The sequence below is a fragment of the Citrobacter amalonaticus genome (assembly GCF_002918555.1).
In the GTDB taxonomy this organism is placed as follows: domain Bacteria; phylum Pseudomonadota; class Gammaproteobacteria; order Enterobacterales; family Enterobacteriaceae; genus Citrobacter_C; species Citrobacter_C amalonaticus_A.
In genome coordinates this window covers 194,093-207,196 of sequence record NZ_PQMB01000002.1, presented here as the reverse complement: position 1 = coordinate 207,196, position 13,104 = coordinate 194,093, and the positions used below count along the sequence as shown (strand labels likewise).

Annotated in this window: 10 protein-coding genes; 2 read left to right on the top strand and 8 right to left on the bottom strand. The window is 53.2% G+C overall.

Annotated elements, in window-relative coordinates:
- The first annotated feature begins 531 nt into the window (after nucleotides 1-531).
- The gene (gene ppsA / locus C3432_RS06325; RefSeq protein ID WP_103775812.1) at nucleotides 532-2,910 is read left to right on the top strand and encodes a phosphoenolpyruvate synthase; all 2,379 of its coding nucleotides are present in this window, start codon (nucleotides 532-534) and stop codon (nucleotides 2,908-2,910) included.
- A 90-nt stretch (nucleotides 2,911-3,000) separates the two neighbouring features.
- Here the strand turns inward: ppsA and fadK are convergent, their stop codons facing one another.
- The 5 genes from fadK to C3432_RS06300 all read right to left on the bottom strand — a co-directional run bounded on the left by fadK (nucleotide 3,001) and on the right by C3432_RS06300 (nucleotide 8,125).
- Nucleotides 3,001-4,641, bottom strand: a complete 1,641-nt coding sequence (fadK, locus tag C3432_RS06320; RefSeq protein WP_103775811.1) for a medium-chain fatty-acid--CoA ligase — start codon at nucleotides 4,639-4,641, stop codon at nucleotides 3,001-3,003.
- A 128-nt stretch (nucleotides 4,642-4,769) separates the two neighbouring features.
- Nucleotides 4,770-5,063: a ferredoxin family protein gene (locus tag C3432_RS06315; protein ID WP_103775810.1), complete on the bottom strand. Its 294-nt coding sequence runs from the start codon at nucleotides 5,061-5,063 to the stop codon at nucleotides 4,770-4,772.
- Complete coding sequence (locus tag C3432_RS06310; protein ID WP_103775809.1) at nucleotides 5,060-6,349, bottom strand: FAD-dependent oxidoreductase; 1,290 nt, start codon at nucleotides 6,347-6,349, stop codon at nucleotides 5,060-5,062. Before C3432_RS06310 ends, C3432_RS06315 begins: the two co-directional genes overlap by 4 nt.
- A gap of 56 nt (nucleotides 6,350-6,405) precedes the next feature.
- Nucleotides 6,406-7,341 (bottom strand): electron transfer flavoprotein subunit alpha, encoded by a 936-nt coding sequence (locus C3432_RS06305; RefSeq protein ID WP_103775808.1) that lies wholly within the window; start codon nucleotides 7,339-7,341, stop codon nucleotides 6,406-6,408.
- Nucleotides 7,342-7,360: 19 nt separating this feature from the next.
- Entirely contained in the window at nucleotides 7,361-8,125 is a 765-nt protein-coding gene (locus C3432_RS06300) for an electron transfer flavoprotein (RefSeq protein ID WP_103775807.1), read from the bottom strand.
- Nucleotides 8,126-8,455: 330 nt separating this feature from the next.
- Here C3432_RS06300 and C3432_RS06295 point away from each other — a divergent pair, with 330 nt between their 5' ends.
- The gene (locus C3432_RS06295) at nucleotides 8,456-9,346 is read left to right on the top strand and encodes an AraC family transcriptional regulator (RefSeq protein ID WP_103775806.1); all 891 of its coding nucleotides are present in this window, start codon (nucleotides 8,456-8,458) and stop codon (nucleotides 9,344-9,346) included.
- A gap of 109 nt (nucleotides 9,347-9,455) precedes the next feature.
- Here C3432_RS06295 and C3432_RS06290 read toward each other — a convergent pair whose 3' ends face one another.
- The 3 genes from C3432_RS06290 to aroD form a co-directional block, all read right to left on the bottom strand.
- Nucleotides 9,456-10,607: an acyl-CoA dehydrogenase gene (locus C3432_RS06290; protein ID WP_103775805.1), complete on the bottom strand. Its 1,152-nt coding sequence runs from the start codon at nucleotides 10,605-10,607 to the stop codon at nucleotides 9,456-9,458.
- 13 nt (nucleotides 10,608-10,620) lie between these two features.
- A complete protein-coding gene (locus C3432_RS06285; RefSeq protein WP_103775804.1) occupies nucleotides 10,621-12,216 on the bottom strand; it encodes an acyl CoA:acetate/3-ketoacid CoA transferase in 1,596 nt (531 codons plus the stop codon).
- Between the two features lie 128 nt (nucleotides 12,217-12,344).
- Entirely contained in the window at nucleotides 12,345-13,103 is a 759-nt protein-coding gene (gene aroD, locus C3432_RS06280) for a type I 3-dehydroquinate dehydratase (RefSeq protein ID WP_103775803.1), read from the bottom strand.
- Nucleotide 13,104: the final 1 nt, after the last annotated feature.

Below are 13,104 nucleotides of genomic sequence, written 5' to 3'. Positions count from 1 at the left end.
GACATTATACCCCCCACCGAAGGCAGCTCTTTGGCCTCGCTCCTTCAGGGCCAGCGCAGGCGCTGTTCAAAACGACGACGCCGTTTTGTCCTGTAACCCGAATTATTGAGGGTATAATAAAAGCTATCCTAACGCGTAGAAAATAGCGCTTATTTTTTAAAGTGAAATGGTATTTTTATATTTTGTGAAAAGTACATTTCATTTTATGGAACGGATGTTTATACCGACACTTTTTGTGGGGATCGCCCGTCGCCTGTGGGTTTGCGCAAGTAGGGAATCTATCCGAAAAATTAAAAAATATATTTGCTTGAACGATTCACCGTTTTTTTAAGCGGGTTAAATATGCAAAGATAAATACGCAATAATGTATTTCCTTTACCCTAAATAATTCGAGTTGCAGGAAGGCGAAAGGGAGTAAACCTCCAGGCGCTTACTTAAGTCCGTGACAGGGCCGGGTAACAAAGCCAATCCATCTGCAATTTGAAGTATGGCGGGTATAAACTCGTTCATTTATCACAAAAGGATTGTTCGATGTCCAACAATGGCTCGTCACCGCTGGTGCTTTGGTATAACCAACTCGGCATGAATGATGTAGACAGAGTTGGGGGCAAAAATGCCTCCCTGGGTGAAATGATTACTAACCTTTCCGGTATGGGCGTTTCCGTACCGAATGGTTTTGCAACAACCGCCGATGCGTTTAACCAGTTTCTGGACCAAAGCGGTGTAAACCAGCGCATTTATGAACTGCTGGATCAAACGGATATTGATGATGTTTCTGCACTGGCTAAGGCCGGCGCGCAGATCCGCCAGTGGATTATCGACACTCCTTTCCAGCCGGAGCTGGAAAATGCTATCCGCGATGCCTACGCGCAGCTTTCTGCGGATGATGAAAATGCCTCTTTTGCCGTCCGCTCTTCGGCAACGGCAGAAGATATGCCGGATGCCTCCTTCGCGGGTCAACAGGAAACTTTCCTGAACGTGCAGGGCTTCGACGCGGTGCTGGTGGCGGTCAAACACGTATTTGCCTCGCTGTTTAATGACCGGGCCATTTCTTACCGTGTTCACCAGGGTTACGATCACCGGGGCGTGGCGCTCTCCGCTGGGGTTCAGCGGATGGTGCGTTCCGATCTCGCGTCGTCAGGGGTGATGTTCTCCATCGACACCGAATCCGGCTTCGACCAGGTGGTGTTCATCACCTCTGCGTGGGGTCTGGGCGAAATGGTAGTGCAGGGGGCGGTTAACCCCGATGAATTCTACGTTCACAAACCGACGCTGGCCGCGAACCGCCCGTCTATTGTGCGTCGCACGATGGGATCTAAAAAGATCCGCATGGTGTACGCGTCGACCCAGGAGCACGGTAAGCAGGTCAAAATTGAAGATGTGGCGCAGGAACAACGCGATATTTTCTCGCTGACCAACGAAGAAGTACAGGAGCTGGCGAAGCAGGCGGTCCAGATCGAGAAACACTACGGTCGTCCCATGGACATCGAGTGGGCAAAAGACGGTCATACCGGCAAGCTGTTTATCGTTCAGGCGCGTCCGGAAACGGTGCGTTCTCGTGGTCAGGTGATGGAGCGTTATACGCTGCACGCGCAGGGTAAAATCATTGCGGAAGGCCGTGCTATCGGTCACCGCATTGGCGCGGGTCCGGTGAAGGTCATCCATGATATCAGCGAGATGAACCGCATTCAGCCAGGCGATGTGCTGGTTACCGACATGACCGACCCGGACTGGGAACCGATCATGAAGAAAGCGGCGGCGATCGTCACCAACCGTGGCGGGCGTACCTGTCATGCGGCGATTATCGCCCGTGAGCTGGGGATCCCGGCGGTAGTGGGCTGTGGCGATGCCACCGAACGCATGAAGGATGACGATAAGGTCACCGTCTCCTGTGCTGAAGGCGATACCGGCTATGTGTATGCCGAAATGCTGGATTTCAGCGTGAAAAGTTCCAGCGTGGATACCATGCCGGATCTGCCGCTGAAGATAATGATGAACGTCGGTAACCCGGATCGCGCCTTTGACTTCGCCTGCCTGCCGAATGAAGGTGTGGGTCTGGCACGTCTGGAATTTATCATCAACCGCATGATTGGCGTCCACCCGCGGGCGTTGCTGGAGTTCGATGACCAGGATGTAAAACTGCAAAACGAAATCCGCGAAATGATGAAAGGCTTCGACTCTCCGCGTGAATTCTACGTTGGTCGTCTGACGGAAGGGATCGCCACGCTGGGTGCGGCATTCTGGCCGAAGCGCGTTATCGTTCGCCTGTCGGACTTTAAGTCCAACGAATATGCCAATCTGGTGGGCGGTGAGCGCTATGAGCCGGATGAAGAAAACCCGATGCTGGGCTTCCGCGGTGCCGGTCGCTATGTCGCCGACAGCTTCCGCGATTGCTTCGCGCTGGAATGTGACGCGGTTAAACGCGTGCGTAACGAAATGGGTCTGACCAACGTCGAAATTATGATCCCGTTTGTGCGCACCGTTGAGCAGGCAAAAGCGGTGGTGGAAGAACTGGCGCGTCAGGGACTCAAACGCGGTGAGAATGGGTTGAAGATCATCATGATGTGTGAGATCCCATCCAACGCGCTGCTGGCGGAGCAGTTCCTTGAATACTTCGACGGCTTCTCGATTGGTTCTAACGACATGACGCAGCTGACGCTGGGGCTGGATCGTGACTCCGGCGTGGTTTCTGAACTGTTTGACGAGCGTAACGACGCGGTGAAAGCGCTGCTGTCGATGGCCATTCGCGCCGCGAAGAAACAGGGTAAATATGTGGGGATCTGCGGTCAGGGTCCATCTGACCATGAAGACTTCGCCGCCTGGCTGATGGAAGAGGGGATCGACAGCCTGTCGCTGAATCCGGATACCGTTGTGCAGACCTGGCTGAGCCTGGCCGAACTGAAGAAATAACCGATTGCCCGGTGGCGCGATGCTTACCGGGCTTGCTGGTTCTGTGCTGTGGTAAGCCGGATAAGGCGACAGCTCACCTTATTCGGCGCTTTATGCCTCTACGCATTCCTGACGCAAACGCTGAAGAATATCCTGACGTAACAGGAACTTTTGTATCTTACCTGATGCGGTTCTCGGCAGCTTTTCGACAACCACGATATGCTCCGGGTATTTGTATTTCGCCACCCGCTTGCGGCTAAAGAAGGCAACCACCTCTTCCAGCGACAGCGAATGATACGGTGCTTTCAGGACCAAATATGCGCACGAGCGCTCCCCTAACCGTTCATCCGGCATGGCAACCACGCAGGCGTCATGAATCCTGGGATGTTGCAGCAGAATATCTTCCACCTCACGGCTGCTGATATTCTCACCCCCGCGCACGATAATGTCCTTTTTGCGTCCGGTTATTTTAATGTAGCCTGACTCGTCCATGCGACAGAGATCGCCGCTGTAGTACCAGCCTTCGTCATCCAGCGCCCGGGCGGTCAGTTCGGGTTCATCGAGATAACCCATAAAGACGTTCGGCCCGCGTGAAGCTTCTTCACCTTCAACGCCCGGCGGCAGAGTATTCCGCGCTTCATCAACGACTTTAATTTCCACGCCTGCTGCGGCATAACCGTCGGTATTCATGATGCGTGAAAGCGGATCGTCCAGATCCACAACCGCATGTGGCGAACTTTCGGTGGAACCATACACGCTAAGTAACTTAATGCCCAACTGCTGGCAATCGCGTGCCACCGTCTTCGGTATGGTTGTGCCACCGCATAAAAAGAAACGTAGCGAAGAGAGGTCAGCGGGCTGCTGTTCCACAGTGCAAAGCAGGTCGTAGATAAACGGTGTTGCCCCTAACACACAGGTACAGCGCTGCTGTTCAAGCAGGGTGAGGCACGCCGCTGGCGTAAAAATGTCTAACAGTACGCTACGTGCCCCGATTAAAAACGGGGCGGTTACGCCATGTAAAAAACCGGTGGCGTGGCCCAGTGGCGCAGGCATTAAAAACACATCCAGCCAGGTCAGGTTCAGGCGAGCGCAGTAAGCGCGTTCGCTGGCGAGAATATTGTTGTGGGTGAGCATCACCCCCTTTGGCATCCCCTCAGTGCCGGAGGTAAACAGCACCGCCGCCAGTTCGTCGCCGTGTACTTTGACAGGACAGGCGAGCGGATCGTTGTCAGCGATAAGCTGGCTCAGGGCGAGGGACGTGGTGGCAGGAGCCAGTTTATCAACGCCGACAATCTGCCGCAGATGGGGGAGCTGGTTTTGCAGAGGAAGAATCAAATCGACCGGGCGGGTTTGCTTAAAGACGGTTGGGGCAAAGAACATTTTGGCCTGGCATTTATTCAATACCCACACCAGCTCGGCTTCCCGCCAGGCGGGGAGCAGCGGCACGCTGACGGCACCGGTTTTCAGACAGGCCAGATAGATAACCGTGAACTCACACCAGCCGGGGAGCTGAAATGCAATGCGGTCCCCGGCCTGGATTCCGTTGCTCAAAAACCAACTTGCCAGACAGCTTGCGGCGCGATCGAGTGCGGCATAGGTGTATGACGTTCCGTGATTATCAACGACGGCGATTTTGTCCGGCACCGACAGCGCAGTTTGCTGCCAGTAGTCTCCCAGCGAGGCATCGCCCCAAAAACCAAGCTCACGGTATGCTTTCCGGCGCCCGGCGTTAAACGCGAATGTAACACTCATTGGCGATTCTCAGTAAATCATAGAGGAATATCTTGCCGGATGGCGACAATACCTTATCCGGCCTTGAGGTTGTGTTGTTTGCAGGCCGGATAAGAGGTGCTCAGGCCGCTATCCGGCATGACAGCTCATCAGCCATAGCGGAAGTCGACGCCAAACGTGCCCGCCGGATACTCCCATTTTTCAAGGAGGGTATCGCCGCACAGCACCCGGCAGGTTCCGCACTCAAGGCAGCCGGCAGAATCGAAGTGAATATTGCCAGCGTCGTCCTGCTTATAGAGTCCAGCGGGACAGGCGTTCAGTAATTTTTGAAATTCCTTACTGTCCGGGTTAGCCGCCAGAATGATATGCGGATGACCTTCATCGACATGAAATTTGTTGACGCCCAGCTTGACGTCGACGTTTACACGATTCTCCTGACTCATAGCGCCGTCGCTCCTTTAATGCCGTCTTTTAACAGATTTATCAGGCCGATCCGTTTGGCGTGTGACATGATCATCTTGCGAACGGGCTGATTCGGGCTGCCGTCAACGGTGAACATATCGTTCATGATGTCCGCCACCATCTGCGGGTATTGTGTGAACAGACGAGGATTTTCCATTAACGCCGGGATTTTGCGGAAGTGCTGCATATCGCGCATCACGCAGCTTTGCGCCAGCGCGTTTTTGTATGCCGACAGCGTGCTGGCGGAGAAGTCCTTGCGTTCTTTTGCCGCAATGGCCGTGTTTGCTGCGGCCTCGGCAGAGGCGATGGCTAAATCCATACCACGAACCGTGAAACCGAGGTTCAGGCAGAACCCGGCGGCATCGCCGACAATCATCACACCGTCGTTCACCAGCTCTGGCACCATTGCCAGCCCACCTTCCGGCACCATATGTGCCGAATACTCCAGCAATTTGCCTCCCTGAATCAGTGGTCGAATGGAGGGGTGCTGCTTGAAATCCTCCAGCATCTGCGGCACGCTTTTTTGTGCGTGAGCCATATCACCGAGTCCACAAACCAGACCGAGTGAGACAGAATCCCGGTTGGTATAGAGAAAGCCACCGCCCATCAGGCCGTTCGAAGGCGAACCGGCGAACAGCCAGGCCGCGCCTTCGTTGCCAGCAAGATTAAAGCGATCTTCAATTTGGGCGGGGGAGAGTGAAATTAACTCTTTCACGCCCACGGCGTAATGATGAGCGGATGATGCAGGCACCATCCCCAGCGAACGACCAAGCATCGAATTGACGCCGTCGGCCAGGATCACCACGTTAGCGTCGAGAATATCGTCACCAGCCTGTACCCCGGTGACCTGGTTGCCTTCGCGAATTAATGCATCCACGCGAACACCCGGAATAAACTGTGCGCCAGCGGCTTCTGCTTGCTCCATCAGCCAGGGATCGAGGCGGTTGCGCAACACGGTATACGAGGACCGGTCCGGGGCGTCAGGTTGTTCACGATGATAATCGAGGGTGACCGCGCTTTCCCCGGTTATAAACGAGATCTTTTCGCGGGTGACTTTGCGTTCAACAGGAGCCTGCTGTGCGAATCCGGGCATGATCCGTTCAATCGTGTGGGCGTAAAGTCGGCCACCGGTCATGTTTTTACTGCCCGCACTGTTTCCACGCTCAATGACCAGAACATCAAGCCCCGCTTTCGCCATCACATACGCCGCCACCGATCCTGCAACGCCAGCGCCAACCACAATGGCATCAAATTTTTCATCCGACATGCTTTATGCTCCCATCCCGCTGTGTGTACAGCGGGAAATGTGGTTCAGGGTGAACGTTAGCGTAGCTGCTCGATCAGGGCAGGGACCACTTTGTAGATATCTCCCACCAGCCCGTAATCGGCATAGTTAAAAATCGGCGCGTTTTTATCTTTGTTGATGGCGACAATCACCCTGGCGCCGTTCCCGCCAACCATATGCTGGATCTGTCCGGAAATCCCCAGCGTGAGATACAAATCGGATTTCAGCAGTACGCCAGAAACGCCGATATAACGCTCGCGTTCCATCCAGTTTTCCCCTTCGGCAATCGGACGTGAACAACCCACCTCCGCACCCAGTACGGCGGCCAGCTCTCGTACCATGCTGAGATCGTCCTGCGCCACCAGACCACGGCCCACGCCGACCACGCGCTTCGCTTTGCTGAGATCGACGCTGCTGAGCGATTTGGCGCGACGCTCCTGGCAGAGAATTTCATGCTGCGGTCGAAGATACGACGCGCTAACCACAGGGCAGCCGTGCGCCGGATTTGTCGCAGCAGGTTCCAGTACGCCAGGCGCAAGCGTGACAATGGTGAATGCGCTGTTCAGTTTCTCTTTGCCAAACGCCAGCCCGCCGTACATGCGGTGTTCGGCATATACCGTACCTGCATCAATGCAGACCGAGATAGCATCGTTAACCATGGCGGCATCCAGTTGCACGCTGAGACGTGCGCCCAGGGCTTTACAGCGCCTGGTGGCCGCCATCAACAACAGCCCGCCATTTTTCTCCTTGATTTGCGCGGCAATGGTTTCTGCGTAGTTTTCAATTCGTTGCAGTGGGGTATTTTTTTCCAGCATGATGATGCTGTCTGCACCGAGTTGCTTAACGTGCTCTGCCTGTTCTGCGTCCTGCACAATGGCGTCCACCCGCTGGCCCCACTGACGTGCGCCGGTCATCAGCTCTGCGTAGCGTTCAACGTTATCGCTAAATACCCAGACGTTCGTTAATTGACTCATAATGATTTCTCCGTTGGGTTTAGTTCAGGGCTTTTTTCAGATGTTCTGCCAGTTCAGCGATCGCCTCCGGCGAATCGTTGTCCAGAATGAGGTGTTTACGCTCCGTTTGCGGCGGCACGGTAATGGCAATCAGCTCTGCCTGTGGAGTGGCGTGGCTCCAGCCAATATCGCTTGCCTGCCACTGGGTAACCGGCTTTTTACCTGCCCCCAGAATCGCCTTCATCGAAGGAATTCGCGGGGTGTTAATATCGGACGTGACGCAGAGGATTGCGGGAAGAGACAGTTCGATAACCTCGATCTCTTCTTCCAGCGTGCGTTCTACCACCAGACGATCGCCATGACGTTGGATGTTGCTTACCGCATTCACTACCGGTAATTGCAGTAGCTCGCCAACCAGCAGACCCACCTGCTGCGCGTAGAGATCGCCAGAGCCTTCGCCAAACAGCATCAGATCAAAGCCTGTCTTCCGCGCTGTGGCGGCGAGCGCCCGTGCGGTGTCTTTCGGCAGGGCGTGCTCCAGCTGGGCATCCTGCACCATGTAGAGTGCATGCGGTCCCCGGGAGAGGACATCTTTGCGTACTTTCGAGTTTTGCAGCAGTGAACCGCCGATGGTCAGTGCGGCAATCTCATCATCATCCGTGGCCAACTGTGCAGCCGCTTCAATGGCGTTGAGATCGAACTGGCTGATTTTGGCATCGGCATTATCAAAGCTGAGGGTATGTTCGGGAGTCACAACAATATCCTGTTCCTCCGGCACCAGCTTAAAGCAGGTTATTATTTTCATGGTATCTCCTGTGAGTCGCGTGCTAACGATGGCAATGGTCGCCACCCTTGGCGGAAAATGGAATTTGACTGGAAATAGTGTGCGATAGCGGCGGGTATTTTTTCGATGGGGAAAACTGTTTTCGTTGCCAATAATCTTGCAAAAAAATTGGGATCGGCAAAGCAAAAGAAAAGTCGGCAAAATCATTTTTGCACAATGGTCGTATTATCTTGCATGTGGAGTAAATAATCTTGTTTTACCCACACTAAATGCAGTTGTATAACCGCCTCGCTCGCATTATTTTATCCTCATTATATTGTTCAGGATTACTATCTGCTTGTGGAGGTTGTCATGTATCAACGATGTTTTGATAATGTCATGGAGACCCTTTTTGAACAGGGTAAAACCCCGCGATTTTCTCGATTTGTCATCAGCGATGATCCAAAGTGGGAGTCCGGGCATCATGTTCATGATAATGAAACGGAACTGATTTATGTCAAAAAAGGCGTTGCCCGATTAATTATCGATTCTTCTCTTTATGTGGCACACGAAGACGACATTGTGGTGATTGAACGCGGGCGGCTGCATGCGGTGACCTCGGATATCAACTCACCGGCGACAACCTATACCTGTGCGCTCTATGGCTTTCGCTTTCAGGAGTGGGAAGAAAATCAGCTGCTGCAACCGCATTCCTGCCCGGTGGTTGCCGTGGGACAGGGGAAAGAGGTTCTTAAAAGCATTTTTAATGAACTCAGCGTCATGTTACCGCAAAGTAAAAATGGGCTGACGTCCTCCGTGTGCGATGCTTTCGCTTATGCGCTGACCGTTTTATTTTATGAAAACTTTAAAAATGCTTACCGTTCCGAGCAGGGATATATTAAAAAAGATATCCTGATAAAAGACATTCTGGTTTATCTCAATAATAATTTTCGCGAGAAAATTACTCTCGATCAGTTATCTAAAAAATTTCGGGCCAGCGTCAGTTACATCTGTCATGAATTTACAAAAGAGTACCATATTTCACCCATTAACTATGTTATCCAGCGCCGAATGACCGAGGCTAAATTTGCCCTGACCAATACGGACTTTTCACTGGCGGAAATATCCTGGCGGGTAGGGTATGAAAATGTCGACCATTTTGCCAAACTCTTTCTGCGCCATGTCGGTTGTTCGCCCAGTGATTATCGTAAGCAGTTTAAAAATAGCTTAGTCGAGCAAGAGTATCTGATGTCGAATGCCTGACTTTCAGTAGCCGTTATTCCCTGATTTACCGTAAGCCCGGAGGCGTAATGCTTCCGGGCACATTGCCGGATGGCGGCGCAGGCGCCTCATCCGGCCTGGAAACAGCGCGTTATTTGTTCTGATAGTCTTTCAGGATCTGACGGCCCGCCACGTAAATCATGATTTCATCGGTGCCACCGCCGATACGCTCACAGCGTACATCGCGCCAGAAGCGGGAGACGCGTGCTTCATCGGTGTAACCCAGACCGCCCATGATTTGAATGGCGTCGTCGATCACTTCCATTGCGGTACGAGCGCAATACAGTTTCGCCAGCGCCGCGCTGGTACGCAGAGACTGCTCCTGGTCAGCCTGCCATGCAACCTTCAGTACCATATTGCGCATGTTGTCGATTTTGATCGCCATCAGCGCCAGCTTTTCCTGGATCATCTGGTTATGACCAATCGGCTTGCCAAAGGCGATTCGCTGGTTGGCGTAGCGGGCGGCATCTTCAAAGGCGCATTCAGCAAAACCGGTGCTGCGGGCGGCGTTGATCAGACGCTCCATCTCAAAGTTGTACATCACATTGAGGAAGCCCATCCCTTCTTCGCCAACCATATCGCTTTCATCGACCTCAACATTGTCGAGATAAACTTCGCAGGTACTCAGCATGTGCCAGCCGATTTTGTGCAGCGGATTGATTTTTATCCCCGGCTTGCTGGACTCCACCCACCAGAGAGTGAAGGCCTTTTTCGGATCTTTTGGCTCCGGATCGCGCGCCAGTACCAGCATATACGGATACTCTTTCGCCCCGGTAATGAACGTTTTCTGTCCATTAAGATAAACTTTGCCATCTTTACGGGTGTAGCTGGTGGTGGCGCTGTTATTGTCAGAGCCCGCACCGGGTTCAGTCAGCGCCAGTGCGTAGGCCGGGTCGCCGGTTGCCAGCGTGCTTTCCGCTGTTTTGCGTAACTGCTCCGGCGAGCCGAACCGGCGCATACTGTGAATGCACTGACCATTGGTGATCAGAAAGGCGGGGGCGCCGCACTTAGAGACTTCCATCAGCGCCAGCATCTGGGTGACATAATCTGCCGGAATGCCGCCGAACTCTTCCGGGACGCCCAGCAGAGAAATGCCGTTATCGGCAAGCGCCCGCATAAACTCTTTCGGGTAGGTCGCCGTCTGATCGCAGGTGCGGAAATACTCTTCCGGAAATTGGGTGGTGATCAGTTCGCGAATACTGGCAAGCAGCAGCTCTTGTTCTTCGGTTAAAGAAAAGTCCATCATCCTGGTCCTTTTAATGGGTGGCTTCGGGCAACATAAAGCCCATGGTGGCATCGATAAATAATCTTTCGTCCATCAGTTTCAACTCGGGCGAAATAACCGGTGAGAAATCCATTTTGGCAAGAATGTCTTTTTCCAGATCGACGCCTGGGGCAATCTCGATTAAATGCAGGCCGTCCTCTTTCAGCGTGAATACGGCGCGCTCGGTGATGTAACGCACATCAAGTCCGCGTTCGAGAGCAATTTTTCCGCTGAAGGTAATTTCCGGCAGTTCGTTAATAAATTTCTTAACCCGGCCTTCCTGAACGATATTTAATTTACCGTCAGCAATCTCTGTTTTCAGACTGCCAGCGGTTAACGTACCGCAGAAGACAATTTTCTTTGAGGTGGCGCTGATATCAATAAAGCCGCCGGTGCCCATAATTTTACCGTTGAATTTATGCACGCCGACGTTACCGTGACGATCCACTTCGGCAAAACTCAGATAGCAGACATCCAGACCACCGCCGTGATAGAAATCAAACTGAGAGGTCATATCGAGAATGGCGCGGGTATTGACGTTAGCGCCAAAGGCGACGCCCTGAGACGTGATCCCGCCAACCGGACCGGTTTCTACGGTCAGGACAAAGTCATCCGCACAGCCTTCCTCACGCGCGACCAGACCGATACCATCGGCGATCCCGACGCCAACGTTACCCACGGCACCTTTTCGCATCTCATACAGTGCGCGTCGCGCCACCAGTTTGCGCTGATTCAGGGGCAGGGCGAGCTGGGCGCTGTCATCGAGGATGAAATCACCGGAGATAAAGCGGTTCACCGGCGCCCCGCCGTACAGCTGCGTTTGCCCGGGATCCACAACCACAATATCGACCAGATACCCCGGAATGCGCACAGATTTCGGGTGCAGCGTGGCTTTCTTCACCATTTTCTGCACCTGCATCATCACGATGCCGCCGTTGTTGTGTACTGCCTGAGCCAGAACCAGCGCATCCAGGTACATTACCTCGTCTTCAAAAGAGGCATACCCTTCGCTGTCACACGTGGTGGCGCGGATAAACGCCACGCTGGGGGCGATGGCTTTGTAATAGAGGTACTCTTTGTTATCAATTTCAACGAGCTTGATCAGATCGTCTTGGGTGATCTCATTGAGCTTGCCGCCCTGTTGGCGTGGATCCACAAAAGTACCAAGACCAATGTCGCTCAGAATACCGGGCTGATGGGCCGCCGCCGCACGCAGCGTCTGAGTCAACACGCCCTGCGGATAGTTATAGGCAACAATCTTATTCTGCTCTGCTAATTCAGAAATACGCGGAGACTGCCCCCAGTGGCCGCATAATGCCCATTTTACCAGCCCCTCCTGCGCCAGCGGGCTAATACCACGATCGGCACGGTCACCCAGGCCGGTAGGGCTGATTATCGATAAATTACGTGGCGTCTGCGTTTGTTTATATTTATCGGCGAGGGCAGTAATTAAGCTGGTGGCTTCGAGTATGCCGCCACCGGCACCTAATATACACAGGGTGTCTTCATCTTTAATATAATTCACCGCTTCCTGCGCAGAAAGTACGGGGACGCGGCCATTTACGCGTAATGGTTTTTCAGGTTTCATATTTACTCCAGACATGACCCGGCAGAACCGAGACGTACAGGTCCGCTGAATATTCGCGAAGAATATTCATTTCAGATCATTATTGTTATTTATGGCGGAAGGTTTCTCTCCCGCCCTTAATAAATTAATTAAGCCTGATGGAGAATCGTTAATACCGTTCGCAGGTCACTGACGGAAATTTGTCCCGGCGCAGAGGCTTTTTTAACTGCGCCAAAGGTTGCTGCTGAGCCAAAGACTTCCCCCGCCAGACGTGAGATCACTCCCGTTTTTGACATCGACATGGTGATGAGCGGACGGTCAGCGTACTGCTCCTGCATCTCCAGCGTGGCGGCAAGCAGCGTCAACACGTCGCTCCGACTCTGCGGCATCAGGGCAATTTTGGGGATATCGGCACCCAGATCCTGCATTTTGCGCAGACGCAGAACAATCTCTTGTGCCGCAGGGGTTTTGTGGAAATCATGGTTAGACATGATGACCTTAACGTTTTTGCTGTGCGCATATGCAACCGTCGCTTTGACCTGTTCATCGCCCGTGAACAGTTCAAGATCGATCATATCAACCAGTCCGCTGTCGACTGCCGCACGATTAAGCGCGATATAGGCCTCTGCTGAGATCATCTGCTCGCCGCCTTCCTTCGCGCTGCGGAAGGTAAACAGCAGGGGAGTCTGCGGCATAATGTCTCTGATGGCGCGAGTTGCTTGCACAACAGCGTCAGCGGAAGCCACATCGGCGAAGTGGTCAACGCGCCATTCCAGAATGTCAAAATCAGCGTCGCGGTAGGCCAGCGCTTCCGATTTGACGCTGGCGATATCTTTTCCCATGAGCGACACGATAATTTTTGGTGCCCCTTCGCCAATGACGAGGTCTTTTACGGTTACGGTTTTCATT

Bases quoted from the DNA above. Each gene is read 5' to 3' on its own strand.
- fadK (WP_103775811.1), bottom strand. From the start codon at position 4,641: ATGAGTGTTACATTCGCGTTTAACGCCGGGCGCCGGAAAGCATACCGT.
- C3432_RS06290 (WP_103775805.1), bottom strand. From the start codon at position 10,607: ATGGACTTTTCTTTAACCGAAGAACAAGAGCTGCTGCTTGCCAGTATT.
- C3432_RS06285 (WP_103775804.1), bottom strand. From the start codon at position 12,216: ATGAAACCTGAAAAACCATTACGCGTAAATGGCCGCGTCCCCGTACTT.
- C3432_RS06305 (WP_103775808.1), bottom strand. From the start codon at position 7,341: ATGAGTCAATTAACGAACGTCTGGGTATTTAGCGATAACGTTGAACGC.
- aroD (WP_103775803.1), bottom strand. From the start codon at position 13,103: ATGAAAACCGTAACCGTAAAAGACCTCGTCATTGGCGAAGGGGCACCA.
- ppsA (WP_103775812.1), top strand. From the start codon at position 532: ATGTCCAACAATGGCTCGTCACCGCTGGTGCTTTGGTATAACCAACTC.
- C3432_RS06310 (WP_103775809.1), bottom strand. From the start codon at position 6,349: ATGTCGGATGAAAAATTTGATGCCATTGTGGTTGGCGCTGGCGTTGCA.
- C3432_RS06315 (WP_103775810.1), bottom strand. From the start codon at position 5,063: ATGAGTCAGGAGAATCGTGTAAACGTCGACGTCAAGCTGGGCGTCAAC.
- C3432_RS06300 (WP_103775807.1), bottom strand. From the start codon at position 8,125: ATGAAAATAATAACCTGCTTTAAGCTGGTGCCGGAGGAACAGGATATT.
- C3432_RS06295 (WP_103775806.1), top strand. From the start codon at position 8,456: ATGTATCAACGATGTTTTGATAATGTCATGGAGACCCTTTTTGAACAG.